The sequence below is a fragment of the Paraburkholderia phenazinium genome (assembly GCF_900141745.1).
GTDB classification, from domain to species: domain Bacteria; phylum Pseudomonadota; class Gammaproteobacteria; order Burkholderiales; family Burkholderiaceae; genus Paraburkholderia; species Paraburkholderia phenazinium_B.
Genome location: NZ_FSRM01000001.1, coordinates 404,861 through 429,849 on the forward strand (window position 1 = coordinate 404,861; position 24,989 = coordinate 429,849).

Annotated in this window: 22 protein-coding genes; 10 read left to right on the forward strand and 12 right to left on the reverse strand. The window is 57.9% G+C overall.

Annotated elements, in window-relative coordinates:
• The first annotated feature begins 177 nt into the window (after positions 1 to 177).
• Positions 178 to 522: a hypothetical protein gene (locus BUS06_RS02000; RefSeq protein ID WP_074265861.1), complete on the forward strand. Its 345-nt coding sequence runs from the start codon at positions 178 to 180 to the stop codon at positions 520 to 522.
• 75 nt (positions 523 to 597) lie between these two features.
• Here BUS06_RS02000 and BUS06_RS02005 read toward each other — a convergent pair whose 3' ends face one another.
• A complete protein-coding gene (locus tag BUS06_RS02005) occupies positions 598 to 1,614 on the reverse strand; it encodes a sensor domain-containing diguanylate cyclase (RefSeq protein ID WP_254368718.1) in 1,017 nt (338 codons plus the stop codon).
• 313 nt (positions 1,615 to 1,927) lie between these two features.
• On the opposite strand from BUS06_RS02005, the gene BUS06_RS02010 reads away from it, so the two are divergent.
• The gene (locus BUS06_RS02010; protein ID WP_074262749.1) at positions 1,928 to 2,995 is read left to right on the forward strand and encodes a DnaJ C-terminal domain-containing protein; all 1,068 of its coding nucleotides are present in this window, start codon (positions 1,928 to 1,930) and stop codon (positions 2,993 to 2,995) included.
• Between the two features lie 26 nt (positions 2,996 to 3,021).
• Here the strand turns inward: BUS06_RS02010 and BUS06_RS02015 are convergent, their stop codons facing one another.
• Positions 3,022 to 3,258 (reverse strand): hypothetical protein, encoded by a 237-nt coding sequence (locus BUS06_RS02015; protein WP_074262750.1) that lies wholly within the window; start codon positions 3,256 to 3,258, stop codon positions 3,022 to 3,024.
• Positions 3,259 to 3,670: 412 nt separating this feature from the next.
• Between BUS06_RS02015 and BUS06_RS02020 the strand changes: the two genes are divergently transcribed.
• The gene (locus BUS06_RS02020) at positions 3,671 to 3,946 is read left to right on the forward strand and encodes a GlsB/YeaQ/YmgE family stress response membrane protein (protein ID WP_074262751.1); all 276 of its coding nucleotides are present in this window, start codon (positions 3,671 to 3,673) and stop codon (positions 3,944 to 3,946) included.
• Positions 3,947 to 4,049: 103 nt separating this feature from the next.
• Here the strand turns inward: BUS06_RS02020 and BUS06_RS02025 are convergent, their stop codons facing one another.
• Together BUS06_RS02025 and BUS06_RS02030 are read right to left on the reverse strand one after the other, a co-directional pair.
• Entirely contained in the window at positions 4,050 to 4,745 is a 696-nt protein-coding gene (locus BUS06_RS02025) for a PepSY-associated TM helix domain-containing protein (protein WP_083611483.1), read from the reverse strand.
• Positions 4,746 to 4,759: 14 nt separating this feature from the next.
• Positions 4,760 to 7,027, reverse strand: a complete 2,268-nt coding sequence (locus BUS06_RS02030) for a TonB-dependent receptor (protein WP_254368719.1) — start codon at positions 7,025 to 7,027, stop codon at positions 4,760 to 4,762.
• Between the two features lie 256 nt (positions 7,028 to 7,283).
• Here BUS06_RS02030 and BUS06_RS02035 point away from each other — a divergent pair, with 256 nt between their 5' ends.
• Positions 7,284 to 7,622 carry a hypothetical protein gene (locus BUS06_RS02035; RefSeq protein ID WP_074265864.1) on the forward strand — a complete coding sequence of 113 codons (339 nt, stop codon included), beginning with the start codon at positions 7,284 to 7,286 and terminating at the stop codon, positions 7,620 to 7,622.
• Between the two features lie 214 nt (positions 7,623 to 7,836).
• On the opposite strand, the gene BUS06_RS02040 is transcribed toward BUS06_RS02035, so the two are convergent.
• The 6 genes from BUS06_RS02040 to BUS06_RS02065 all read right to left on the reverse strand — a co-directional run bounded on the left by BUS06_RS02040 (position 7,837) and on the right by BUS06_RS02065 (position 17,696).
• Positions 7,837 to 9,459 carry a hypothetical protein gene (locus tag BUS06_RS02040; protein ID WP_074262753.1) on the reverse strand — a complete coding sequence of 541 codons (1,623 nt, stop codon included), beginning with the start codon at positions 9,457 to 9,459 and terminating at the stop codon, positions 7,837 to 7,839.
• Between the two features lie 322 nt (positions 9,460 to 9,781).
• Positions 9,782 to 12,196: a hypothetical protein gene (locus BUS06_RS02045; RefSeq protein WP_074262754.1), complete on the reverse strand. Its 2,415-nt coding sequence runs from the start codon at positions 12,194 to 12,196 to the stop codon at positions 9,782 to 9,784.
• Between the two features lie 52 nt (positions 12,197 to 12,248).
• The gene (locus BUS06_RS02050; RefSeq protein ID WP_074262755.1) at positions 12,249 to 13,232 is read right to left on the reverse strand and encodes a PDDEXK family nuclease; all 984 of its coding nucleotides are present in this window, start codon (positions 13,230 to 13,232) and stop codon (positions 12,249 to 12,251) included.
• Positions 13,233 to 13,244: 12 nt separating this feature from the next.
• The gene (locus tag BUS06_RS02055; RefSeq protein WP_074262756.1) at positions 13,245 to 14,852 is read right to left on the reverse strand and encodes a hypothetical protein; all 1,608 of its coding nucleotides are present in this window, start codon (positions 14,850 to 14,852) and stop codon (positions 13,245 to 13,247) included.
• Between the two features lie 22 nt (positions 14,853 to 14,874).
• Positions 14,875 to 15,678, reverse strand: coding sequence for a TnsD family Tn7-like transposition protein (locus BUS06_RS37715; protein ID WP_167379360.1), 804 nt, complete (start codon positions 15,676 to 15,678; stop codon positions 14,875 to 14,877).
• Between the two features lie 611 nt (positions 15,679 to 16,289).
• Positions 16,290 to 17,696, reverse strand: coding sequence for a hypothetical protein (locus tag BUS06_RS02065; RefSeq protein ID WP_074262758.1), 1,407 nt, complete (start codon positions 17,694 to 17,696; stop codon positions 16,290 to 16,292).
• Between the two features lie 890 nt (positions 17,697 to 18,586).
• Between BUS06_RS02065 and BUS06_RS02070 the strand changes: the two genes are divergently transcribed.
• The 6 genes from BUS06_RS02070 to BUS06_RS02095 all read left to right on the forward strand — a co-directional run bounded on the left by BUS06_RS02070 (position 18,587) and on the right by BUS06_RS02095 (position 22,464).
• Entirely contained in the window at positions 18,587 to 19,105 is a 519-nt protein-coding gene (locus BUS06_RS02070; protein ID WP_143787440.1) for a DUF6471 domain-containing protein, read from the forward strand.
• A 147-nt stretch (positions 19,106 to 19,252) separates the two neighbouring features.
• Positions 19,253 to 19,543 (forward strand): hypothetical protein, encoded by a 291-nt coding sequence (locus BUS06_RS02075; RefSeq protein ID WP_083611331.1) that lies wholly within the window; start codon positions 19,253 to 19,255, stop codon positions 19,541 to 19,543.
• A 143-nt stretch (positions 19,544 to 19,686) separates the two neighbouring features.
• Complete coding sequence (locus BUS06_RS02080) at positions 19,687 to 19,938, forward strand: BPSL0761 family protein (RefSeq protein ID WP_254368720.1); 252 nt, start codon at positions 19,687 to 19,689, stop codon at positions 19,936 to 19,938.
• 338 nt (positions 19,939 to 20,276) lie between these two features.
• Entirely contained in the window at positions 20,277 to 20,726 is a 450-nt protein-coding gene (locus tag BUS06_RS02085; protein WP_074262760.1) for a hypothetical protein, read from the forward strand.
• Positions 20,727 to 21,246: 520 nt separating this feature from the next.
• The gene (locus BUS06_RS02090) at positions 21,247 to 21,459 is read left to right on the forward strand and encodes a MerR family transcriptional regulator (RefSeq protein ID WP_074262761.1); all 213 of its coding nucleotides are present in this window, start codon (positions 21,247 to 21,249) and stop codon (positions 21,457 to 21,459) included.
• A 225-nt stretch (positions 21,460 to 21,684) separates the two neighbouring features.
• Complete coding sequence (locus tag BUS06_RS02095; protein ID WP_074262762.1) at positions 21,685 to 22,464, forward strand: DUF29 domain-containing protein; 780 nt, start codon at positions 21,685 to 21,687, stop codon at positions 22,462 to 22,464.
• 461 nt (positions 22,465 to 22,925) lie between these two features.
• Here the strand turns inward: BUS06_RS02095 and BUS06_RS02105 are convergent, their stop codons facing one another.
• Together BUS06_RS02105 and BUS06_RS02110 are read right to left on the reverse strand one after the other, a co-directional pair.
• Positions 22,926 to 23,426, reverse strand: a complete 501-nt coding sequence (locus BUS06_RS02105; protein ID WP_167379355.1) for a hypothetical protein — start codon at positions 23,424 to 23,426, stop codon at positions 22,926 to 22,928.
• A 330-nt stretch (positions 23,427 to 23,756) separates the two neighbouring features.
• The gene (locus tag BUS06_RS02110) at positions 23,757 to 24,902 is read right to left on the reverse strand and encodes a porin (RefSeq protein ID WP_074262764.1); all 1,146 of its coding nucleotides are present in this window, start codon (positions 24,900 to 24,902) and stop codon (positions 23,757 to 23,759) included.
• Positions 24,903 to 24,989: the final 87 nt, after the last annotated feature.

Consider the following 24,989-nt stretch of genomic DNA (forward strand, 5'->3'; position numbering starts at 1 on the left):
GAAGGTCGTATTATACCGATGCTCGAAAAAGAGGCAGCAAATCTTCAGAACATACGGAAAAATACTAATCCGGGCCGGAACGAGCAGTGCCACATCCGGTAGATATTGCAGCGGTATTGATTCTCGGGGCCACGGCCCTATGTGTTGGTGTTGATCAACGACGGCAGCCAGAGAGGCATGAACAAACCCGAATTCTCCGAGCCTGATAGCGCGCGTCCCGACCTGTTGTGCTTCCTGGTCGCGATTGCTGCCGCGTCGTACGCGTTGACTAACGACTGGCGCGTGGACCATGTGGTCCAATGCTGCCGTCAGTGGCTCGACAAGAACCGGCTGAAAATGCACTGGCTCGACCGGGTGCGGATCGGCCAGCTGGCACTGAAGATCGCCAGCAAAGACCTGCTGGATGCAGGTGTCGCGGTTCGCCTGTCGAGCGTGAATGCGCTGTTCACCAGCGAGATGGAACTCAACGAAGCGAGCACCATGGTGCAAAGGATGATGGCGCTGTGTTACGAAGCGCTTTGAGCTATTTCAACCGCTCAGTGCTCGACGAGGGGTCGGCCTTTACGCAGACTACCGAAGAACGTGCATGTCCCCGCGTCACGTCCGCCCTTCTTTTCGCATCCGCTTGGCTTCGTACATGGCCTGATCGGCCCGATCGATGAGGGTAGTCATCTCGACGCCGTCATCTGGAAGTACGGCTGCGCCGACACTGATATCGAGGTCGAGCACGCGCCCCTCGAACTCGAACGGCTCACGCACCTGTTCAACCATGCGCATGCCAAGCCGCTCGGCGTCGGCCTTCGAGTGGATACCGGGCAAGATGACGGCGAATTCGTCGCCGCCCACGCGCGCCACCGTGTCCGAACGCCGCGCCGTCATGTGCATGCGATCGGCGGCTGCCTTGATCGCCGCATCGCCTGCCCGGTGGCCGTAACGGTCGTTGATGGGTTTCAGGTCGTTGAGGTCGAGATTCAGAATGCCGAGCGGTTCCGAAGAACGTTGAGCGAGATGAATCGCCTGCCGCAGCCGGTCGTAAAACAGCGCACGGTTCGGCAACCCTGTCAGCGCGTCACGCGTAGCCAGAAGATAAAGCTCGCTGGTCTCGTGCTTCGCCGCATGAAACATCGCGGCGGCAATCAGTTCGGACATCAGTTCGAGCGCGCGAATGTCGCCGTCAGTGAACGCGTCCGCCGCTGCGCCCACAACCTTCAGCACACCCACCGTCGTATCCATATGCCTGAGCGGCGTCACGATCATCGAGCGCAGGCCGACTCGCCGGCAAGCCTCCCGGTCGACGCGCGCGTCGATTTCCGAGTCGACACATCGCAGGATCTCGCCGCTCTCGACGCACAGACCGGACAGGCTGCCATTACGCTTGAGCCGCAAACCCAGCAGCGTGGCAGCGATGCCCGAGCTCGCCCGGTAGACCATTTCATCGCCCTCAGCAAGCTCGAGGACGGCGCCGTCGGCGTGCGTCAATTGCTGAACCCGCTCGGTGACGAAACTCATGACGCCGCCAAGATCGAGTCCCAGTTTGGCGATCTCTGTCTGCGCTCTGACGATCGCGAGAAGCGTTTCGCTGCTGGGAACAGCGTCACTGAAGGCTCTCTGCAAGGTTCTCTCCGACGGGCAAGTTACCGGGACACATTCTACGGGACAAAAAATTGACGAAGTGACCGCTGCGCTGACGACAAACAGCCCAACTTGCCCCCGGTGCGCCTCGGTGAATAGAGTGCATCGTCTTCCACGAATGCCAAAGCGGGTTGGTGTAGGGATGTATTGAAAATAACCTAGGGATTTGCTGTTTTTGACGTACCCGCTCCCCATTTCGCAGACTTTCGGTTTCGTGTATTTTGGCGGCAGCTTCGCCTTTCTTTCTGACGTTGGGGATCGTCTTGTTTCTGCAAGAAAACGAAGGAACACACGCGTGAGCCTTGACGAATACTACGGACGACTGGGCTTGCCAAATACTGCCTCGCCTGCGGAGATAAAGCGGGCGCATCGGCGCTTGCGGGCGAAGTACCACCCCGACCGCAACAAAGGCGCGGAGTCCAACGTCGAGCCGGCATTCAAGCTGGTTCAGGAGGCGTTCGAGATTCTCACGGGCGAGCGCGAAGCGCCACCGCACATGCGCACGCGCGCACATGACGCGGCTCGCAATGCAGCTCATCAACAGCAGGAACACACGGCAGGACACACCGAACGGACCGCGAGGTCTGCATCGGGCCGAGCGGGCGCGTATGGACCAAATCGCGGACCGCTGCCCATGCGCGGAGCAAACCGGCTCACCCAGCTATACGTACCTGTCGAAGTGGCGTTGAACGGTGGCGAAGCCGCGACCCGCTATGAAGTCACTGAAACCTGCCATCGATGCCGGGGCAAAGGCTTCCAGTCCACGGTCGCGCAGTGTTCAGGTTGCGGCGGGTGGGGTCAGACAGGCGACGGGATGCGTTGCGGCACCTGCTCCGGTGGAGGACGTACTACGAGCAAGCATTCGTGCCCGTCGTGCGACGGCACGGGGACGCAAAGCTACTGGAACTCGGACACCGTCGCAGTCCCTGCTGGCGCATGGGATGGTCAGAGACTCGTCGTGGCGGGCGGCGGATTTCCAGGTGTGAACGGTGGCGCTGCCGGCGACGCGATCTTCTCGATCGCGGTTGTATGTGGCGCCGACTTTACGCGTGAAGGACTGAACCTGAGCGGAGAACTGCAGGTTGATTTTGTGACTGCGACGCTTGGAGGGTCCATCGAAGCAAAGGTGCTCGGGCGCGATCTGCGCATTACGGTTCTGCCGAACTCGCAGCAAGGAAGCATTATCCGTCTCCCGGCGCGCGGATTATCGGACAAGGCAGGAAATCAGGGCGATCTGCGGCTTCGCATCGCGCTTGCCATGCCCACGGCCGCGACGCATTTAACAGACGAGCAACGTCAGGCTTTTCAGGAGATGTTTGCGGATGCGGCGCGCCGTGGTGCGCCGGATAGCTCGGACAGCTGACATTTCGCGCTGCCTTGTATCCCGCTTCACGCGCTGCAATGCGGTAACGATGGGCGGCGACCGCCTTCAATGACGCTCCAGATACGTTCCTCGGTGGCGCCCATGAATCGTCTGGCGATAACAGCCTGACATTCATCGCAGCGGTAGTGCTCAAGTGCGAGCGTACCGTTGCACTCGGCCACGCCGATCAACGTCACACCATCCTGACGTTGAGTATCAACCGGACATCCGTCAATGTCGGCACATCTTTCGCAGACTTCCATGGCGCCTCCGGAATCAAATGACCAATCCACTGGCTAGCGTCTGCTTACTTCGCTCAAAAGAGGCCCGCATGGCGCGGGCCAAATTGATGCACCCGCAGAGGAGACAACACGGGCAGATTCAGTATCCGGCTCCGCGCAAGGCGGGCGCAACAGCAAAAAAATAAATAAAAAAGGGCTTGAAGCCGGTGTTCACTGTGTTTCAGTCGCGTTTCGGCGTCCGGTCACTACCAGGCCTGCCTGAGGGTAACGGCGAGGCACGCCACTTGCTCAGCAGTAACCCATTCCCGGCAAACCGGCTGGAGATCCTTAAGGAATCCGTCCGGTTCACGCTTTGTGCCCGTCTGAACGGGCGGTCTCACGACCGGAATGCTTGTTCGCCGCTAGCGCGGATTCTGCCCATCAGGAGGTAAATATGGACCCGGTCTCACATGGCATCATTTTCTGGCTAATTATCGGAGGCATTGCTGGTGCCTTGGCGGGGCGCATCGTCGACGGTGGCGGCTTCGGCATCGTCGTCGACATCATTGTCGGGATTGTCGGCGCCTTCATAGGTGGATGGCTTGGTGGAGCGCTCGGCCTGCATCTGGGCGGCGGCATTATCGGCTCGCTGATAACGGCGCTCATTGGCGCAGTTATTCTGCTCTTCATTATTCGTCTTTTCAGTCGCGGCCGAGCGAGCTCGCTCTAGCAACGGCTTTTTGAAGAGTCCGACCTGGACCGGGCGCGCCGTCTGCGCCGGTCCAGGCGACAAGCCCGCAGGGCTCATCAGCCCGGTGCGGCTCGCTCAGACGCTAAAGCGCCTGAATGCCCAGGATAATCACCGCAGCGATCGAGGACATGAAAATCACCGCTCCGATCGTGCGTCTGCGGTTCAGTTCGGTCCACAAAATCACACCGCTCAACGACAGCAGAATCATGCTACCGGCCGCCGAATCGGCAAGCAGAATCCAGCCGACGCCCGCCCCCGTCGAGCGATGCAAACCTTCGAGCGTCGCAACGAGGCCTTGATCGCGTCGCTCGACGCTAACAAACGTGCCGCCCTTCCAGTAGTCCGCACTGACGAGATAGTTCGGCGCGTTGAAGCGCACCTCCCAATGCTCCGGTTGAATGACCGACTGATCGCCCCACGTGACTGGGCCGGACGGATCACGCGTGACGCGCTCCGCGGGCCGGTCGAGTTTCAGTTCGGTACGCAGCCAGCCGGCCAGTTCGCGCGGCGTCCTGAACTGCGCCGCATCCACAGGCATCTGCACGGTCGAAACGACCGGACCGCCGACCTTGATCTTCATCGTTGCGCGATGATTCTGCAGAAAACCGGTCACACCGAACAGCAAACCCAGCACCGCACCCCACAGACCGATCCAGCCGTGCACCTTGCGCAGCCATTTGAGAAAGGTGCTGCGAAACGAACGCGAGCCGCTGGCGCGGGATCGAGTCCGGTCTTTGAATTCCGTATTTGCGCCGGTACGGGTCGTGAGGTCGTTCATCGGATACCTGTTGATCAAAAGTCGATGGTGGATGTGAGTTCGAGCGTGCGGCCGAGGCCGACCGCGAGCTGATTCGAACCCGCCGCGCTCCAGTAGCGCTTGTTGGTGGCGTTTTCCAGATTCGCCTGGAACGACACGCGCTTGCCGTACACACGCGTCGCGTAACGCAAGCCCGCGGTGTAAATCGTGGCGCCGCCGATCCACGCCTGATCGGCGCTGTTCACCGGACGCGGCCCCACGTAGTACATCCCGCCGTTGACCGACAGGCCTGCGAGCACCGGCACGCGATATTCGGCGAACAGACTCGCCGTGACGTGCGGTGTGTTTTCCGGCGTCTTGCCGACCAGCGTCGAATCCGACGAGTCGAGTTGCTTCGCGTCGAGATAGACCGTCGACGCCGTCAACGAAATGTCCTTCGTCACATCGCCCTGCACCGAAAACTCGATGCCGCGAAAACGTGCGTTGCCGTCCATGACGTAGACGTTGTCGGCATTCGTATCGGCCGAGGGCTGACGCAGATTGAAGAGCGCGAGCGACACCAGCGCACGGTCCGCCAGCCGGGTGCGGACGCCCACTTCCTCCTGCCGGCTCACGGCCGCTGGCAGGATCTGATTGGCGTTTGCAGCCGTGGACGGTGCACTGCCGGCCGACTCGAGCGCCTCGACGTAGCTCGCATAGACGCTCGTGTTGGGCGTGAGGCGATAGCTGAGGCTGCCGGACGGCGACGTCCTGTTGATGTCCTGGCTCGGCGTGCCCAGCTGCGAACTCATATATTCGGAGCGGCGCACGCCAGCGATGAATTGCAGACGCGAGGTCAGGTCGACCTGGTCGAACAGGTACACGCCGCTGTTGCGGATGTGCTGCGCGTAGAACTGCTTCGGCGTGCCGCTCGCGGTCAGCTTCGTGATCGACACGGGGTCGTAGAGATTCTGGCTCGCTGTGTAGAAGTAGGTCGTGAAGTCCGGCTGGAACAACCAGTTCTGCATGACGCCGGCCGTCAGCGTGTGACCGATCGGGCCCGTCTTGAACGCACCGGTCGTTTCGAGCCGCACGTTTTTGTTCTCGTACATCTGGCCGTTCTGCTCGCTGGCTTGCAAGCTGCCGGCGCCCGTCGCAACGCTGTACTTCTGGAACACCCAGGCCCAACGGTCCCGCCGTGTGATCGACTGGCCGATCGAGAAGTCCACGTTCCAGTTTTCGGACAGCGCGTAGTCGGCGCGCAGCAGCTGGGTATCGGCGCTCGATCTGGTCGGATGCGCGTTGCTGACCAGCAGCTTCGACGGATCGGGTATCGCCGGCAGGGTGATAACGCCGTTCTTTGCGGTGAGCGGCACGATACCCGCCTGTTCAACGATGCTCGATTCGACGTGCTCGAAGTCGTATTGCAGCTTGAGCTTGCTGTTCAGTTTCCAGTCGAGCGCGGCACTGACAAACTTGCGGTAGCCGCGATCGCCGTCAATCGGCGTCTCGACGTGTTCGTCCATCGCGTTGACGCGAATGCCGAACTGGTTGTCCTGTCCGAAGCGCCGGGAGAGATCGACCGCGACGCCGTACGAACCGTTCGAGTCGGCGAGCGCCGTCACGCTCGTGACGGGCTCGACGCCCGCCCGCTTCATGACCATGTTGACGACGCCGGCTGGAACGGTGAAGCCGTAGTAGAGCGCCGACGCGCCCTTCAGGACTTCGACGCGCTCCTTGTCTTCCATCGGCATCCAGACGTTGTTGTCGATCGGCAGGATGCCGTCGATGTAGTAGCTCGAGCGGTTGTCGAGCGCGATGCCGCGGATCGCGAGATTGTCGTACGCCAGACCGTTCAACTGCAGGCGAGTTACGCCGGCTACGTTGCGCAGCGCGTCGTAGAGACCGGTATCGCCTTGGGCGTCCATCACATCGCGCGTCACCACGTTGACGGTTGCGGGCACGTCGAGCGCGTCGAGGCCCTTGTAGGGGCCGGTTTCGATGCTCGAGGGAGCGAAATGTTTGGACTTCTCGCTGATGACTTTCACCGGGGCGAGTTGGCTGGCGTTGTCCGCGGTGGTGCTTGCGGTGGCTTTCGCGCCACTTTTGACGCTGCTGTCTGCGTTTGCTTTCGCGGTGCTGTCGGGCGTCTCGGCCGTGTCCGCCGCCTGCGCGGAAGTGGTGATCACGCTCGCCGCGAGTAGTGTGCCGATCCAGTTTCGTCTACGTCGAGTCGCCAAAAGGTTGTACCGCATACCGCCATGCATGAAGATTTTCCCCGTACCGAACGCCAGCTCGGCGCGATACGGACCGGTTTGGACCATGGTGCGCCGGAAATATTACGAATATTAATGCGAATCATTATCGTTTGAAAGTAAATTGGATGCAACCTTTCTGAACGATGACGAGGATTTTCGATGGGGCGCGGGTGGGTGCTTGCCGGTTGACGACTCAGCTGGCGGCAGCTCGTCTCGCGGCAAATGTCCGCGCAAACATGTTCCGAATCTGCGGATGGCTGCTTATAGTGGAGCCGTGCGAGCTTCCTTCTTCAGGACAGGCACCTTCGACAGGGACAGCGAAATGACTACTTCTTCCGAGCTGGTGAACAGTCCGCAGGACGCGACGCCGGAGTCTCTGCTGGCTCTGATCAAATACCTCGACCTCGCGCTGGACAAAGGGAAGTCCGTCGTGATGATGCGGCACGAGGCCGGGGTGTGTTCAGTTTATGTTGGTGACCCGGGGGATGAGGAGAATCCGTTGGGTCGCCAGGGAACTATCGCAGTAGGCGTGGCTGACGAGATACTTGAACTGACGCGAGCTGGGGTGAACAGGCTAGAGGTCGGGGATCAGGTGTATCGGTTTGTTCGGAGTTTTACGCATGTTGCAAGCGTGGGGGCAGTGGTCTTTGGGCCGGCTTAGGAGCACGCCGACCGAGGTCAGCGCGCGCTCCGATACTGGCAGGTTCTAACAATTGCCCTTAAAGGCGCTAATTGTCCTTAAGGATTCGAAAAATCCTTATAAATCAATGGCACTTCCCGCCTCCAACACCGCGACCGAGAATGAGCCCACGTTGCACCCGAAAAAATTCGCTCAGTTGGCGCAGTTCGAATAGTTATGCTTAAGCACGGGCTCGTCAGGCTGCGCTTTGGTCAGCGCCGGTGGGCTCGCTTCCATAATCGCTATGCGCGAGGTGTGAAAACCTGGCCGCGGCCTGAGAAATCTTCCGCTTCGAAACCGGATTGATAACATCAATCGGCGCCGCCGTCGGATGCTCCAGGAAGTGCTGCTTCACGACCCCTTGAAGGTCCGGGAATCTCTTCACCGACTCTTCGATGTCTCGAGCGAGCATGACTTTAACGGTGTAGAGGTTCGGGCGCACGGTCGCCTGCACTTCCGCGATTCTTCTTTGAGCTTCCGCAGAAAGCTCTCCAGTGAGCCAGAGTTCGAAGGTGAGCTTGAGATTCTGGAACTCCGGATTATCGTTCGTCTGTTTCCGGACGTTCGGGATGCGCTTGGTCAGCCAGGCCTCAATTTCGTTGTCTGGCAATAGGTTGCCAGGTATTAGCCCTTTGCATTCAATGAATCGAATCTCCTGGCGTGGCACAACTACCCGGACGTCGACTTCCGCAATGTCTTTGCCGTCCTTGCGATAAATCTTGTTCATGTCGATGCTAGCGCCGGCCACCGACCTTCGCATAACATCTGCGACGACGAATTCGAACAGCGCCCCGCGGAGCGTGCCGGCTGCACCCTCGACCTTGCCGAGCTTTTCGAACAACCTAGAGAACTTCTCGGGGTCGATTGCTTGTGTTGCTACTTGCGCAAGCGTGGCGGTCAATTCCATCAGCGCACGGGCCACGTCGGTACCGAACAACGACTCTGTTGTCGCGGGGATGATTCCTTCGCGGCGGATTGCGTCGAGGGCTTCGCGGCTGTATTGGTGGGCGACGAAGAATTGCAGGGTGCGAGTTTTATGCACCTGGCGTAGCGTTTTGCACTTGTAGATGAACGGCAGGAGGTCGCTCAACCCGACCTCCTCCTTCAAGAGCACGTCCAAAACCATGAAACCGGGATTCGGGCGACCGTTACTCCAAGTTGCCAGTGCACTGACATATGACGGCGCCGTCAAATCCCACTGAAAAATGGAGACAGTAGGTGCGGCACCCTGTTGGTTGCTCCGCTGCTTAAATGTCCCGTAGCTACCGAACGCAAGTCTTGCCGCCCAGTCCTGAACAGACTGGAGCAGCACGGTCTCAGCAATCAGTCGAGCGCGGACTTCAGGGAGCAGTTCTTCGAGAGAGGCGTCCTTCTTCGCGAAAGCAAAGCACTCGCCTAAACCAGGTACCTCGATGGTCTGAAACAGCTCAGTGGCCACAAGGTCCTGCCAAACACGTTCGAAGGAGATTTGGCGGTCGCCGGACGAGATACCTGCCGCAGATGCGAGGTGTGCCAGCGGAAGAAGGCCGCCACGCGCTCTGAGAGCTCGAATCACTCGCGCATATGCACCGTTACCTTCCTCGAGCGCCTCGGCTAATCGCCTCCAGAATTTATCGCTCCCGTATTGCGCCGCCGTATACAGGAACTTTGCCTTGCGCGCGAACGGCAGTTTCAGCTCGCGTACCGACTTGCTTCGTCGTTCGACTTTCTTTCTCGCTGCCGCCGGCGTGATGCCCAGCCATTTTTCAAGGCCGACAGCAAGCTGGCCGCTCAACTGCGGCCCCTCACTAGACAGCAGTTCAAGTACGTGGTCACGCATTGCTCATTCCTTGTCACAGAGCGCTATTTATAATGATAGGGCGGCGTGACTTGGGCTCGCAAATTTTTTGTTCGAGATGAAAAAATATCGTTTAAAAACAATTGCTTGCTAAATATTTTTGACATCGCGAGGCGAAGGGCTGCCCAAAATGCCGTCACAGTTCAGGCGACGACTTATCGGTAGGGGCCCAACGGTGCCTCCCCGGAAGCCTACCGGCCGCGTCGGAAGCGTGCGGTCGAACGGCCCCGGCCCTGCGGTAAGCGTTGAGAAGCTCACTGGAGTACGGGCACGCGGCCCCGCTTAGAGAAGCAGGGCGCGACGCCTACGCGCCAAGGCGCTGCGACGCGGCGCGCAAATGTGCGGCCAAAATTGCATCGTATTCATCGTCGAAATCAGCGTCGACGACGACCGTGCCATCTTCGGTGAGGAACACTTCCGACTTCACAGCCTCGAACTGCTCCTGTGCCTCGTCAACATTCGCTGTCGAACCCTCCGCTCTAGCAAAGCGCTTCCTATCCTGCCTCACCTTCGCGTTCTTGCGAGCTCCGCGAATCGTCTCGGCTTCGAGGACCGTATCGAGCGCCTTGTTCGAGCGCCGCTGGTGGTCGTCCACCTTCTTCTGCGCCTTGTTGGTGAGAGTGTTTGCCTTGTGGCGATGCCTACCTTGCTCAACCTCATCCTCTACCGCGAGTGCAGCGTCATCCCAGTTACGAAGCTCAAGAGCTTTCCAAGTGACTTTTTCGACCATGAACTCGTCTTCCCGCACAAGTCCCAACTCCCCGCGGTTGCCGCGATTGTCCCGCCACTGTAGCGTCGTTGCATGAACTCCGACACGCTTGTACTCGATTTTCATCTGCTCTGACTTGCTAGCCCGAGAAGCCATAAAGTCATCGTAGTGGTCATCGAGTTCATCAGACCTCCACCGTTTCGAGAGGTAACCAACCTTCCCGCCGCGAACTGTACCGGGACACCACGGGATAAACTTCTCCCAAGCCTCCTGCTCGGTCAGTTCGACCTTTTGGTCGCCGATGCGTGCGGCCTGGTGGTACCCCCAGAGAGTAGTCGGATTGATATGGTGGCAGCCGTTCATGCGCATGGTTTCGCTTCGCAGATGGCGCTTCTTCGAAAAGCGGTTGACGTGCTGGATAGCCACCAAGACCAACTCTTCCAATTGCTCGACCGTGATGGGCTTTTCCTTTCTTGCGCGGTCTCGAAGGTCTTTCGAAAGCAAGGCTTGTTGCCGCGTGTAGGCACCGGGAGCTTCTGACATCAACCGCAACATGATGCCGTTCAGGCTCTCACCGGTTCCCTTTTTTTCGCCTGCTGCCGGGGGCGCCAAATACATGATGAGATGCATCTCCTTGCACGCCGTGGCGATAACAGGGTCGCTTGCACCCGCGCCGTTATCGACGAAGACACCATCGATTGAACCGTGCACCAAGTCATTGACGTCGCGAAGGCCGAGTTCGCGTGCACGTTTGGCTTTGTCAATATAGATGGAAGCTATGCATCGCCGGAATGATTCATTGTCCTCTCCTCCCATCGCGATTTCATACCCGACCACAGCTCCCGTTCGCCGGGAAACCGCGAAAATGATGGTCACGAAGATGGGTTCAATCTTGCCGGCAACAAGCGCAGCAACAGGTACCTTGGCAACGAAGCCATCAACGTCAACGATTTCGAGACTCATGTCCAGAGTCAGGTGTGTCGCCTGCCCAGACTTCGAGGATAGATACTTTCGCGAAAGCCGACGGCCGAGTTGTCTTCGCTTGGCGTCGGTCGCTGCGAGGATGTATGTGTTGACGTGGTAGAGGAACTGCTTCCAACGGGGAATCAAGCGCTCGGGATACTTCCCATACTGGTCGCTCACCATCGCGCTGTACGTATTGATGAGCGTCATCCTTTCGCCGATGTAGTATTTTTCGATAGCCACGACGAACTTGGCGAAGTCTGCCGGACGCACATGTGTTTTGCGCATCATCCGTGGATGCCCCAAATACTCGGTCTTGTCGTCAGCGATTTTTTCCAACCGCGTTCTCGGGCCGGGGCGACGGGTGTTTACCGCTGTGCGCTGTTTGCCTCCCCCACCTCTAAGCGAGGTTCGTTTAATCAGTGCGCGCGGTACGCCACCGTAAGCGCAGTGTCTGTGGAAATACTCGAGGATTGTGGTCTGATAACCTGGTTGCTGTCCCATGTTCTGCCAGACGTGACGCAGCGCCTCCGCCCTGGCGGTCGGGTCGCTCAAGATGAACGGATTGAACATGTCCTTCGGCGCACCGTTGTAGTCGACCGTGACATCCGAATAGGCCTTGACGATAGACTTCCGACGCTCAAGGCCAACCAAGCTCGCCTCGGAGACAGGAATGGACTCTCTTTGGATTTCATCTGGCGTGAAGATGTCGGAGATGGAATAGACGTCGCTCAATGGGTCATCAGCGTCATCGAGATTCCAGCGTTCCCAATGCCCACCGCCATAGAGCGTGCTGCTTCCGCTTCCGGCCACCAGTCGGAGCACGTAGAGGTGGCGATTGTGCGCGTCCCACGTTACCGCCCGATAGAAGAAACCCCCGTTATCTCGTCTGCGGGCAAACAGTTTCATCGGAACCAGCCCGGAGGGCCAAGCTCGCCGATGGTAGCTTTCAATGATGCGCGCTGCGAAAGCTTCGTCCGTAATGATGCGAGGCGGAGGAACGGGCGAGCTCTCCTTCGCCGCGGGAGGCATGATATGCGAGCGCATGAGTTTCTCCTTGAAGCACGGCCGGCTGAAGCGCCGGCCTGAATGAAGAGGTTTAAGCGAGCGGAATCGAGAGTCGCGCGTCAACGCGCTTGGAGTGGTCCAACGTGACGAATCCGTGCGACACGGCCGACACGAAAAGATGAACGGCCGTGTTCATGCTGACGCCCATGCTGCTTGCGCGGCGCTCCAGCACTGCGTGTAAGGTTCCGCGAACGCTGTGGGACATCAGGTTGTCTGCAAAACTTCGAGAAGGCTCGTACAGGTGGCGGACCTTCTGGCTCTTTGCCATTGACCACAGCGCGGCGAAGTTCCCGAGTTCTCGGCTCGGAATCGCGTTCGAACGCAGCATCTCCCACGTCCAGTGCCGGCCAGCGGAAAGCGTACGTTCCTTGATTGTCCGGTCCTCATCCTTCTTCTCAAGGACGTAACGGGCATGTTTAACGCTGACGACGTGGTAGCGCAGCGTGCGAAGCTTTGGATGCCAATACGTAAGCACCAAGTCAAACGTGAGCAGGTCCGAGCGGTTCATCTTCTTGCCACCGGCCAGCGCCCGTAGATACGCTTCGTCGGTGTAGTACGGATACTGCTCACGAATATCGACCACATATGGGTGGAACATCAACGCGAGCTGGATTGTGAATTCGCCCATCGATAGGGCCTGGAGTACCCGGTTTTCTTTCAAGCTTGGCAACACCCCGCGCGTGGCTAGTGATGGCGTCCGTGCTTCCAGTATCGATTCGTACCTCTCCCCAGTCTCCCAGTTGTATTCATCGAACGGCTCGACCTCAAGGCCTGGAGGCATCGCGAAGGGACGTGGCAAATCGAAGATATGGAAGTCGGTCTGCTCGATTAGCGTGGCGTGTTCTGGAGTGCAGCCAGAATTGGTCTGCTCAGCCTCAGACTTCGTCGCGGTGCTCGCAGTCTCACGGATATACGGCTGACGACGATATCCCGAAGCCCGAGGCTTGCGGGGACGCTCTTCGTAAACGTCGACGGCGGGGTCGAACGCTGGTTGCTCATCCGGAAGTTTTCGCATGACACGCCTCCATCATTCAAACCCCAGCGCCGCCTCGGACGCGTCTTGCTCTCCATCGCTGGACAACAGAAAGTCGACAAGGGGCGACACCGAGCTCTGGTCCGAATGCCGTTGGTTCTTCCGTGGACCCGGGCTCGTCCTATTGCTCTTTTCGCGCGCGCGGGCTCTTCCTGCTGCGTTCTTGGAGAGCGGTCGACCGACCCGCGCGCACCAGTCATCATGGCTCTCGGTGTATCTCGTCAGCGCTTCGTCGGTCAGCGGGTAGAGATGACGGTATTGCGTATTTTTGGAGAGGATGGTGCCGGCAAGAAGCCTGTCCACCGAAACTCGCTTCTCGCATTTACTGTAAGCAAGTTCAAGCGCGACACTGACTACTCGCTCTGATAGTAGCCGGTCAATCACCTCGTTCTTTTCAGGGTCAAAGATGATTGTTGGCACGCTCTCTCCAGCGGCCTTCAGCGATTCGACCGTAGGCGCCCAATGTCTGGGGCATCCCACCTCGAGCCGAATCCCCGCATGATTGAGATGCGGATTTTTTTCGCGAACCGCGATGTATTTGAGTTGTTCCCTCGCTCTCAACCACCCGCGATTCCTTTCCATATACATCCTCTGTCGAAGCGTGTGATAGTTGAGAGGCTCCGGCTCGAGGAGCTTTTTTCCCGGCTTTGGATTCAGGGGCTTGAGTTGAATGTCGCCTGCATTGATTTCCTCGACGGCGTTCTCGACGTCACTCCAATCGTCGAAAAGCGCCATCAGCAGCACAGTGCTTTGCAACGGATTTAGGTAAACAAGCTTTCCCGTGACGTGGTCACATGAAAGGCCCCCGGTGGACAGAATTCCGGACCTTTCTAAGAGTCTCTTCATCGAATGTTGCGAAAGGTGGTCGTGGGCCAGTTCCGTCTGCATCACGTCATCTTCGATAAGCCCCAGTTCTTGGCTGCGACGTCGGGCGACTTCTGCAATGGCGTCGCGGGTGAAACCTGGCATGTAATCCGGATTGAGCAGCAGCTTCGTGACCCGATGTAGCTCCACCTCATGCTCCTGCTGGGAAGACGACATCTTCGATACTTCCTCAAGTGGCCTGAGGCCGCAGCCACAGTGCTGGCCGGGCCAAACGAGCTTGTTGTGGTCTTGTGTGACCGCGCATCCTTCGCATCCGACCTCGAAAGGGCGCTTATGCTCGGAGCAAAACAACAGTCCCGGCACCATGTTGGCTCGGTTCCAAAATGGTGTACCGCAGAGGGCTATGTTCGACTGCGCGCATTCAGGGCACATGGTGGGGAGCACCTGAAACCGACCGCCATTTGGACCATTCATTCCCAGCGGTGCCAGTATTCCGCCCGCGTACTTGTGCCGGGTGTGTTTGATTATTGTGTCGGCTTGCTCCGGGTTAGTCGTCCTCAGTTGCAAAGGCAGGAACGTGTGGTGGCCGCGAAGGTCCTCAAACGTTCCGATTACGTCTTTGAACGGCTCGATGTAGCGGTCGAGGCCACTCGGCGCATACCAGGCAGCGGTCAGGACATCGTGATGAGCATTGGCACTGGTTCTCGAAAAATACTTCGTCAGTAGTTCACCCTCTTCAATCGGGAAGTAGGCGCTGGGGAGTTTCAAATTTGTCATCGATTGCTGGGCCTGCGGCCCGTTAGCGTTTGGCGTGCGCGCGGAGGGTTTCCGGACGAAGGTTGGCGATGCGCGCGACAGAAGTGTCCGCTTGAGCGAAAGACCCCGGAGCGACCACGTTCAACGCATTCGCCTCTCTGCCCGCAACGAAAACGCGTTTCCGGCCAGGAGTCTGGGCGAAGGGGCCAGCCCCGCCGAGCCGCTCCGAGAGCAGAGCGAACGCGTGGTCGCGCATTCCGAACGCGAGTCGGGTCTGATACGCAGACGGAAGCGGCGGCCTGCCACGTTTCGAGGCCCGATAATCTTCTTGCGTTGATGAGACGAAAGTCTCGACAGCAGTCGGCGCAACCTTCTGCCTCCTCCCTCCATGCCGACGAATCGTCGGTGCCTGGTTGCGCTTTAACCACGCTTCGTCATTGCGATACAACCACGCCCACGCCGCCGGAGCGAGACGACGAATCGATGAGCGAGAAACGTTCGGATTTTGTGCGCACGTAGAAAGCCACTGAGACCGGTGCTCCTCGAGCTCCCACTGCTCCTTCGTCGTCTCCGGCGCAACCGGTCGAGCGCTTTGCAACCGCACGGGCAATCGGTCCGCCCCGGTCCCGAACATGGCAAGCAGAACAATCATGGTCGGATGGATGGGGCGCCCTCGCGCTGCTTTGCGGACAGCGGATTCGACATAGTCTCCGCCTTCGGTGATATGAAAGAGCCGCGGGTCTTCGAAGCCAGAGGAGAAGAACCGTTGGAAGTCACGCCGCAGGCTGGCCAGATTCCAACGGCCGGAATCAAGGAGGTAGCGGCGCTCGGTGAGAAGTCGTGTCACTTCCGACCAAGCGGTTTGACTATCGAATGAGTGCGTCGTGAGTTCGGTCGCGAACTGTGCGTACCGCGCCGAGTTCCGGTGCGCAGCCTCAGAACCAGAATGTATGAGTAGCGCCTCAAGGCGGCTTCCAGCACCGCCACACTCCAGAAGCGTGTCATGGTGAACGCATCGCGTTACGTAATCGATGCAATGAGCGGTGTGGTTCGCCACTCGGCCGAGGACTTGGGCATCAATACGCGCACATTCAGGGCACAGTAGCTCCGTACGGTTACCGCATTGACAGAGCGCATCGAACGAAGGACATGGAGTACGGACCCAGCCGTCGGTCAGCGCTTGCATGAGGGCTTCACGCGACAGAGCGGTCATTCCAACGGCATGCCACTCGGCAAGGCTGTTGGCGGCCAGGACGACGGCTGGGGGGCCATAGGAGTTTTCGGTTATCGCGCAGAACCGACTGGCTCTACATGGCAGCGAGTTGACGAGAGGACACGCGTGCCGATAAAACGACGCGTACGCTGCCTTCGCATCTCGAGAATCTGTTGTTTGTGCGACCATTTTGAGTATGGAACAGGCGCTCTCGCTTTCCGCGGCTGCGAAGAAAGTGTACGTGCTCATGTAGCCGCCTTTTGAAGCTCTTTGGCAGACGGCGTGCCAGCCGGTTGGATTGCGCGGTTCGCGTCCTTCATCAGTTTCTCCAGGAGTGCGGCTGCCGTCATGATGGCGCGAGCCTTGTCAGAATCGTTGTCGCCGTCAAGAGCAAGAACAGACTGCACAACCGCAGGGAGTTGGAGCCAATCGCTGAACCACCGGATACGACCGAGCGTGAAAGTACCAGCGCGCTGTGCGCGACGCACCGCTTCCAGCATCGGTTGCTGCAACAGGAGCGCCTGATAGGCGTATGCAATGAACTGCGCCTTGGAGAGCTCGACCTTGCCGCCTGTTGACCACGTCCCGGCGACGAAGGCCCCGACCTTAAATGCAAGCTCGACCCGGCCGAGGCTCACGGCATGCAGCGCAGATGTGAACCACGCAAACGGCTCTGCGCCTGCCGCGCGGAAGTATTTCAGCCAGACCGAGCCGGCCGTAAGCTCCCACTTGGTAGAGTTGAGCGGGAACGGGTCGATGCAGTAGACTCCGCGCGATGTCAGCGCCGCTTCAGCGTCGCCTTGTTCGAGAAGATTGATTGCAGCCCCGGCGGTTCCGACGATGACGAATGGAATGCCTGTCGCCGCTGCAATTTGTCCCAGCATCGACCACATGCCCGCGGCCACCCGGGATTTGGACATGTGATGCGACACGGGACCGACGATGACCATGCCGACGTTCAACGATAGAAGCAGGGACTGCACCGCCGTGCCGACTTCGTCTTCTCGTATGGCTTTTAACGCGTGTCTTACGTCGAAGATGGGCGAGACTTGCTTCACGAGCGTACGGCCAAACTTGGCGGGGTTACCGTCAGGTGGAAAGGGGGCGGTGATAGTGTCCATTCGAGCGAACCGGATGCCTTTTGGGCGCCCCTCAAGCGGAACCTCGAAGAGCATGTTCTCTGTTTGAAAGACACGCTGGCAGGCGCTGATGAGTGCATGCTGGCCAATGCCGTTTGGCACAACGACCAGATGGACTTTCGTCGATACGTTTGGGATGGTCACGTCCGAGGCGAGCACCGAGTGCCCATGCGTGTCTCGCCGATGGTTGATGAAGCGGTGCGCGGCAATTACCTTGGAGCGATATGCTGGATTGGAAAGGTCACGCTCGATGGCGCTCGCCCTCACCGACTGCGCGACGTCCATGAAGAGACGGCGATGAACGTTCGTCGGTATCAGAATGCGGTTGTCGGGCTCGATTCCGCTGTCGGGCAAGAAGTCAGGCAGGAATTGAATGGCCGCAGCCGCCTCTGCGCTCGTCTTCAGCGCAGGAGCGCGCGAGAGGGCCGGATTTTCGCCTGGCTGCGCTAAGTACGTGGACAGCTGCAGTGGCGCCTCAACGCTCTCGGTCGAGTTCACGATTTCGGTGCTCATACGAGTCCCCCATTGACGCCGAACCGGTCTTGGACGGACAAGAGTGAAGGAGCGCACTCAAAAACGCAGTGGCCCACGTTCGCGGCAAATACGTTGGCGCGTTCAGCGAAGCAGGTCTGATGAGGCAATCGACGACGCAGGGTATCGAGGCTCAACGCATCGAGGGCGCAAAGCTCACCGCGCGACAGGTAAGCGCGGTCGGCGCCACGGCTGAGGGGCGTGTTCATAATACGGGTCCCACACAAAATCAGGGGCGAGCAATTCCCCCCTGAGCCTGCAAAACGAGCAGACAAGAGTTGACAATGCGACCCCAATGTGAGACCCTACGCACGCAAGAAGTGACGGAGAGGCCCTTATTGGGTCTGCCGGAAGCGGGGCAAAGGGACTGGAACTCTCTTTGCCCCGTTTTTATTTGCGAAGTTGGTTCAGCGCTACTACCTCCAAAATCTCGACTGCGACGCCACCCCATTTTTCTGGTCTGGAAACACGACAGTGCGCGCGGCGCTTCGTCCGGTCTTGCCTCTGTTGACAAACGCGCATTTAAGGGTAAAATAGGGGCACATTGTACACTGACACTTTTCGTTCAGCAAGTTCTGCACGAGTTTTCGCTCGTCCTCGCTCTTCGTTCGCCCACTTTGGCTTTCTCGATTTTCCTGCTTTTCTTGTCTCCCGAAGTGTCGTCCCCGCCGTCTGAGACGCTGCACGTTCGTAGGGTCACCCTCACACCGCATCCTCGCTTTCGTCCCGACTCTGGAACACAGTAGAATTGTTTTGTTGCCGCCCTTCTTTTCCGAGATTGGCTAGTAAAAAGCATCTACTGCGTAGAAAGAATTCGGCGATTTTTACTTCGTTTTAGTTTAGTCCAACATTGTGCGATTGCAAGGAGCCCTGTGAGTCACGTCGACACCTGTTGGGCGGATATGGCTGCGCGTGTCGTACGCGTCATCCTCGCGCGAAAAGGGATTGGATACGCTGAACTCGCAACGGCGCTGCAAACCGTGGGGGTCACTGAGAGTGCGCGGTCGCTTGCACTTCGTGTGATGCGTGGACGAGTGAAGCTGTCGATGCTGCTGCAGATTCTGCATGTTACGCATTCCAAGATGCCCCGACTATGGCTCGAAGCCATTTCCCGGTCGGATAGCTGGGAGGTCCGCGCTACAGCGGTTTTGGAAGCGGAGTTATCTAGGCATCCTGCCGTATCGGTCGACGACCTGACGCTGCGTATGGTCCAACTCGGCGCCAGCCTGACCGAGAAGACGCTGGCCTCGCACATCGACCAAGGAAACATCTCCCTCCCTGAATTCCTCCAAAGCATCCTCGCGCTCGGCAGCTTGAGCCTTGACCGCTACATCGATTACGACGACCTGATTGCGGTCGGTCGGTCTGCGGTTGCAGAACGCTTGCAGTGAGCGTTCTGCAACTATCGCCTTGCCATTTCGACTGTTTGCCCTAGAATGAAAGCAGACGTATTTGCTTCCGTTTTCTGCACTACGTTAGACCCGCATCCGGCGGTGTCCAAGCGATTTGGCTGAGAAAACAAAGCCACGGAGGCGAGCATGTCGTTCCGGACAATGGGGTCAGTAGAAGAGCAACCAAGCGTTGACCTGATGTTTTGGAGATTTTTTGAGGTCGACGGAGACACGTGTCATTTCGTAGGTGCCGACTCATCCGGCTTCGCGGGACGCGTCAGCTCTGTCGTCGTCGAGTTTGACTTATTGACGATGCGCGGCGTGACTCAATCCGGTCAGGTCTATGAGTTGCAAAGCAATCCCGGCGATTCGGAACAGGCCGACTACGTTTGGGATAGTGGTGCGCAGGATATGGAATCCGCACGTTCGAGGACATGACACGGACTGTGGTCGGTGACGCCAGACGAGCACTCGCCGACCGCGAACTTGGCTGATTGCACCTGGATGGCATAACGCTCGCCCGCCAAAACCCATTCGTATTACTAAGGGATTTTACTGCAATGCACTGAGGAGAAGCGGACATGCGGAAGTCGCAAGATACTTTTCGGGATGCAATTGACGAAGCTGATATGACGACACCAGATGCGCGGACGAAGGCGGTTATCGAAACGCGCGACTTTTTGCTATTGCTTGCGAGAGCCGACGCCGTGAGTATCTCGGGTCTGATTGAGACAGTTGCGACTGGTCTGCTCAAACACTATCCGATGGATGTCGACCTGGAAGTGTCTGCTCTAGCACTGCCCGGAGTTTGGGCTCATCCAAATCAGAACTGAAGCGGGAACTCATGGAAACCGCGCCTCGACTCAGAGACCGATTCATCGATACGTCATGAATCGCATCCGCGTGGTAGCAATCGATGATTCAGTCGACGGTGCCTAACATTTTTGTCTTGAGCCGGGCGAGCTTATCCAGAATTTCTTGCTTCTAGACTCGGCGCGAGGCATCAGCGATGTAGGCGCTCAGCAGCACATTCGAAATTGGCTTACTGAGATGCACAAAAACTACAACGCATAGCATTCCTCATTGGTGAAACGGAGCGAAGCAAATCCACAGACGTCGCGGTGCAAGTTCGTAACTTCCCGCGCGATATACGTCGCGGAGGTACCGCAACATGCTGAAAGTAATTGTCGAAATCTGGCCAGGCGGGCGCGAAAGTGGTCGCAACGCGTTCGCGGCCGCAGATATTGGGCGAATCAGGAATGGTGCGCTCGCGGACTACCGGGTCGAACTACACGAGGATGGGCAGGGCGGTATCGGAAGCGCAGGCTTGCTTGATTATCCACGCTACTCCACGACCGTGTGGGACCTCGTAGCTCGCGCAATTTCGGTGGCGTTGACAGGAAAAGAGGAACTGCCTCCACGTCCCCGGAAACTTGATGTTCCTGTACGTGTAGCCGGTAACGTTCCATATATTCGCCTCCGGGAGATACCGGAACCGGCGCGAAGCATGTTTCAGAAACGTATCGCTTACTCGACTCGTCCGCTAATTGAAGAAGACCCGATGCCTATGGACTGTGTTTATTCGTGGGATTGGTTCGATTTCCTCGCTGGCGACGGGTAATGCCATCGACATTGACCAGGTGCACCAACATGAAGTGGCTAACCCGATTCGCTTCATCGCAGAAGAACATCGACTGTGTTGCGAAGTGGTTCGGCGGGGCGATAGCGTTGCTCGGCGTGGTCCTCGTGCTCGTCATATTGGTCCCGCGGATTTTCAGATGAACGGAACCGTGGTGATTTCCTATGATTTCCAGAAGGCGCCGCGCCCGGGATTCTGCTCCGGCGCGGTACCCAAGACTTTGAACGTTGCAATCCCTTGACGTGAGCGCAACAGCTTACCAGCGGACCAACAGCATCCGGCAAACAGGCGTCGGCGCGGCTCGAAGAGGCCTCACATTCGACATCGAGCATGCAGTGGACTACGTCGAGATGCGACTCCTCCAAGGCGTACGACGTGAATTCGCTACCGTCACTTTTGACATCTGGATTTCTAAGCAACGCGGCCCGCAGCCGCCTGCTTTGGAGTCCGAGGTTTGTTGACATTGGCCTCGCATGCGGCAGGGTGGCCTCGGAGACTGGACATGAACATCGCAGAAGCAGCCAAGTACCTCTTCGTAAGTCGCCCACACGTAAGGCTATTGCTTGAACGCGGCAAGATAACTGGCATTCCCACAGAGAACGGAGACTATGCCATTGACGATGCATCTGTCGAGAAATACAAGAGCGATAGGAAGTGCGCCGCCAAAGAATATTTAGATTCGCAAACCGAAGACAAGGACCCTCTCGGCCTATAAGGCCGAACTCGCTATGCGAATCCGACGTCCGAGCCGGTCGAGGCAACTATGAAATGGCTATTTCGGTTTGCAACTTCGCAGAAAAATGTCGATTGCGTCGTCCTATGGCTCGCCCGGTTTGCGACGGTGCTCGGACTAATAGCTGGCATCGTCCTTGTGGTTGCAATCATTCGGAGATGACTTTCGTTCCGGCAGGGTGCGGGTGATGTTTATGAAGGAGTTCAGATGCCAACCTATGACGAGGATGTCTCCGCGTGGGCTTTTGAACAAGCCCGATTTCTGCGGGAACGTCGATTTGACCTGCTGGACATCGAGCACCTTGCCGATGAGATTGAGGATATCGCGAAGGCCGAACCGCGTGAGCTCACCAAACAGATGTCGGTCCTGCTCGCCTATCTACTCAAGTGGCACTACCTGCCAGCCGAGTGCACAGGCAGTCGTTTGGCAATGATTGAAGCGCGGCGGCTAGATGCGACCGAAATTCTGGACGACTCACCGAGCCTGCGTGCGCAGATTGATGAACCCCGAATGTTCCAGTTGATATGGTCGGACGCACTCGCTCAGGCGACGACTGAAAACGGACACGATTCGTTCCCGTCGGAATGTCCTTGGGCAATCCACGATGTTCTTTCTGAGGGCTGGTTGCCAGCCGATGCCGCGAAGCTTCGCCACGTGGACCTGACGACCCTGGCGTTCGACATCGATGCTACTTACCTACGCGTTGGTGGGAAAGATGGTGCTCGCATCCGCTACCGCCGCATTAATGTTGGGCGACCCACGAAAGGCCTTAAAGCTAAAGCGGAGAAAATAATTTCGCGTATGGCAATGATGATTTGCATGCTCGCGCCTGATGTGGTGGATACGATTCTCACCATGCCGTCTGGGACGCTCGAACGTTTGGTCAAAGCGAAGGTGCGTCGCGCACGAACACCGAAACACACTCGAGGCTGGGTCAAGCGTCGTCCAGCAAGTACTGTCTTTCGTATCCGGGACAGTCAGCGCTGATGGACCAATCCGCTTCAATATCGGATACCAACTCATTGCGAAACTTGCGATGTCGACGAAGGAGGCGAAGATGACCCACGTCTTTGCATGGGGCTATGAGGCCTGGATGACGCAACGGCCCTCAGGTCAGTATTCGTTGTCGGGGTACATAGACGGCAGGGAATTTGATGTTGCCACGGACCTGCCGCGAGAGGCCGAGAGGGCATTCGCTCACGCAGCACGTTCGGCGTGGTTGCGCCGCAAAGTTCGGGCCCTCCGGGGCCTACCCGCTCGGGAGTCTCCGCCAATTAATTCGCTAGATACCTACCATGAAGTCTCTCTCAGAATGATTTTCGTGGCTGTCGTGACTGTGTTATGGAGCCGTGTATTCCGGTGACCAACTAAAAAGCAATCAGATGAAAGCGCGCAAATTCAGGCGTGCGCGACCGCGTCACGCCCAGCCTGGGTACTTGGCCGCCTCCTCAATTAGATACTCGGCCGCCTCCTGGACGAGCGCCCACTCTTGGCAGCAGAAGCTGCACCGCCTCCTCGATAACCTCATAGCTCAATTCGCAGTTGTCGATGTCGGTGACACCGATTTGAGCGAGGTCAGAATCCGAGGCCTCTCCAAAGGAAATCCTGAAGAACATGTTATCAGCCATAGCGCTGACATCATCCGTTTCACCGTTCAGAATTTCCTCTGCCAACAAACCAGCCATGCCGACGAGTATCTTCCAGTTACCGGGCAGTTCGGGAACAGCAATTCCATTCGCCAGCGTCGCCTTCCGTTTCGCCTCTGGGCACATCCGGGGACGGAAATCGCCGAGCCACGCTCTCTCGTCTGGATTCCCGCTCTCGTTCTTCCGTAGGACAGCGTCGCCAGCGCCGCCGAAGTACTCGTGAAGCATCTTGTGGCCCGCTTCGTGGTGAGCGGCGTCGCGCAGTTCTCTGGCAGCTACCTGTTCATCCGTGAAGTAAGTCATGTTCGTTTAATTTGGTCCGTGCCGTTAGCTAAGGTACAGCTCACTGACAAGGCTGCGACGCCGAAGGTAGTCTGTATTGTGCGGATGGTGAGATGGGCGGATGAGGGCTCCGACCAGGATATCCGAACTCTGGTCGTTGGAAAACTGCCCAGTGGTGGCTGACCGCGTTTCATGCACCACAGCGGCCAAGGCGGAGTTGAAGCGTGCCCCCGCCCCACGGCTCCGCTACGGAGCACACTCAAACTAAACACACTGTCCGCGACCATTGAAGCGGACATGTGTGACTTGAATCTATCGGGAGCGCCTGACGTACGCCCCCAATTTACCTACTTAGAACTTGTGACGGATAGCAACCCGCGCTACCACTTGGTTTTGGGTCGAGGAGACGTTATCGGCACCCGGCACAAAAGCGTAGTCCAGGACGGTGCCGGTACGGTCACCACCTACATGTTGATAAACGCCTTGCAAATAGATGTCTGTGCGTTTTGAAAGGTTGTAGTCTGCCATCAACCCAGCCATCTGGTAGCTCGGGTTGAGCTTGCCTGACGTACTGTTGAAATCGGTTCGCGTGTAGGTATACATCGCACCCACGTAGAACGCTGACGTGAACTGATATTTGCCATTAACTTCGAAATTCTGGAATCTTAGATTCGATAGCGTACCCGTCGGCAGCGTAATGTCGCCGACGTATCCGGAAGTGGTTGGGTTAGTTACGTACGTGTTCGAGTACGAAATGCCAACGTTCGCCGAGCCGAAGGTATAACTCGCGCCTGCGCCGAAGATTCGCAGCTTGCTTCCTACGAAGTTCTCATCGCCTCCATTGTTGATAGCGCCTCCCGCTGTCGATGACGGATTGTCAGCCTGCAGATATGCCGCCGCGAGAAGCAGGCCACCGCTGGTGTACTGCGCGCCAGCACTGTAACTGCGGTTGTTGGCAAAATTCGTGTCGTTACTAAAGCTATATGTGCCGCCAAACTGCAACCCGGCAATTTCCGGACTCGTGTATTTCACGGTATTGTTGACGCGAAACGAGTTGTCTGTATTGTCGTTGTCATACGGATGGGAAAACAGATAGCCCGCCCAGTTGCCGTTTGCCGTAGTCTGCGCAAGGTAGTCGACGACCGAGTCGTACTGCCTCCCCAACATCACGGAACCCCACTGGCTTGACGAGATGCCAACGTACGCCTGACGGCCAAACATGAGACCGCCCTGTCCGAGTTTCCCATTGTTGACGTTAAAGCCATTCTCTAACTGGAACACGGCCTTCAGGCCGCCGCCCAGGTCCTCCGCTCCTTTGAGGCCAAAACGGCTACCTTGGGCGAAACCACTCTGAAGCTCATACACTTTATCGCCAGCAACGTTATTCGTGTAGTCGAAGCCTTCGTCAATCAACCCATAAAGTGTCACGCTGTTCTGGGCGAACGCGGGTGCCGTGATAGTAGAAACTATCATTGCCGCAAGAATGTTCTTTTTCATTAGTTCTCCAAACGGTTATATAAAAGCGAAGTGTAATTTTCTATTTTTCAACGTGGGTAAAGCATGAGGCACTGGCTCTGCGGAAAT

Bases quoted from the DNA above. Each gene is read 5' to 3' on its own strand.
- BUS06_RS02000 (WP_074265861.1), top strand. From the start codon at position 178: ATGAACAAACCCGAATTCTCCGAGCCTGATAGCGCGCGTCCCGACCTG.
- BUS06_RS02015 (WP_074262750.1), bottom strand. From the start codon at position 3,258: ATGGAAGTCTGCGAAAGATGTGCCGACATTGACGGATGTCCGGTTGAT.
- BUS06_RS02020 (WP_074262751.1), top strand. From the start codon at position 3,671: ATGGACCCGGTCTCACATGGCATCATTTTCTGGCTAATTATCGGAGGC.
- BUS06_RS02025 (WP_083611483.1), bottom strand. From the start codon at position 4,745: ATGAACGACCTCACGACCCGTACCGGCGCAAATACGGAATTCAAAGAC.
- BUS06_RS02030 (WP_254368719.1), bottom strand. From the start codon at position 7,027: ATGGTCCAAACCGGTCCGTATCGCGCCGAGCTGGCGTTCGGTACGGGG.
- BUS06_RS02035 (WP_074265864.1), top strand. From the start codon at position 7,284: ATGACTACTTCTTCCGAGCTGGTGAACAGTCCGCAGGACGCGACGCCG.
- BUS06_RS02040 (WP_074262753.1), bottom strand. From the start codon at position 9,459: ATGCGTGACCACGTACTTGAACTGCTGTCTAGTGAGGGGCCGCAGTTG.
- BUS06_RS02045 (WP_074262754.1), bottom strand. From the start codon at position 12,196: ATGCGCTCGCATATCATGCCTCCCGCGGCGAAGGAGAGCTCGCCCGTT.
- BUS06_RS02050 (WP_074262755.1), bottom strand. From the start codon at position 13,232: ATGCGAAAACTTCCGGATGAGCAACCAGCGTTCGACCCCGCCGTCGAC.
- BUS06_RS02055 (WP_074262756.1), bottom strand. From the start codon at position 14,852: ATGACAAATTTGAAACTCCCCAGCGCCTACTTCCCGATTGAAGAGGGT.
- BUS06_RS02065 (WP_074262758.1), bottom strand. From the start codon at position 17,696: ATGAGCACCGAAATCGTGAACTCGACCGAGAGCGTTGAGGCGCCACTG.
- BUS06_RS02075 (WP_083611331.1), top strand. From the start codon at position 19,253: ATGTCGTTCCGGACAATGGGGTCAGTAGAAGAGCAACCAAGCGTTGAC.
- BUS06_RS02080 (WP_254368720.1), top strand. From the start codon at position 19,687: ATGCGGAAGTCGCAAGATACTTTTCGGGATGCAATTGACGAAGCTGAT.
- BUS06_RS02085 (WP_074262760.1), top strand. From the start codon at position 20,277: ATGCTGAAAGTAATTGTCGAAATCTGGCCAGGCGGGCGCGAAAGTGGT.
- BUS06_RS02090 (WP_074262761.1), top strand. From the start codon at position 21,247: ATGAACATCGCAGAAGCAGCCAAGTACCTCTTCGTAAGTCGCCCACAC.
- BUS06_RS02095 (WP_074262762.1), top strand. From the start codon at position 21,685: ATGCCAACCTATGACGAGGATGTCTCCGCGTGGGCTTTTGAACAAGCC.
- BUS06_RS02105 (WP_167379355.1), bottom strand. From the start codon at position 23,426: ATGACTTACTTCACGGATGAACAGGTAGCTGCCAGAGAACTGCGCGAC.
- BUS06_RS02110 (WP_074262764.1), bottom strand. From the start codon at position 24,902: ATGAAAAAGAACATTCTTGCGGCAATGATAGTTTCTACTATCACGGCA.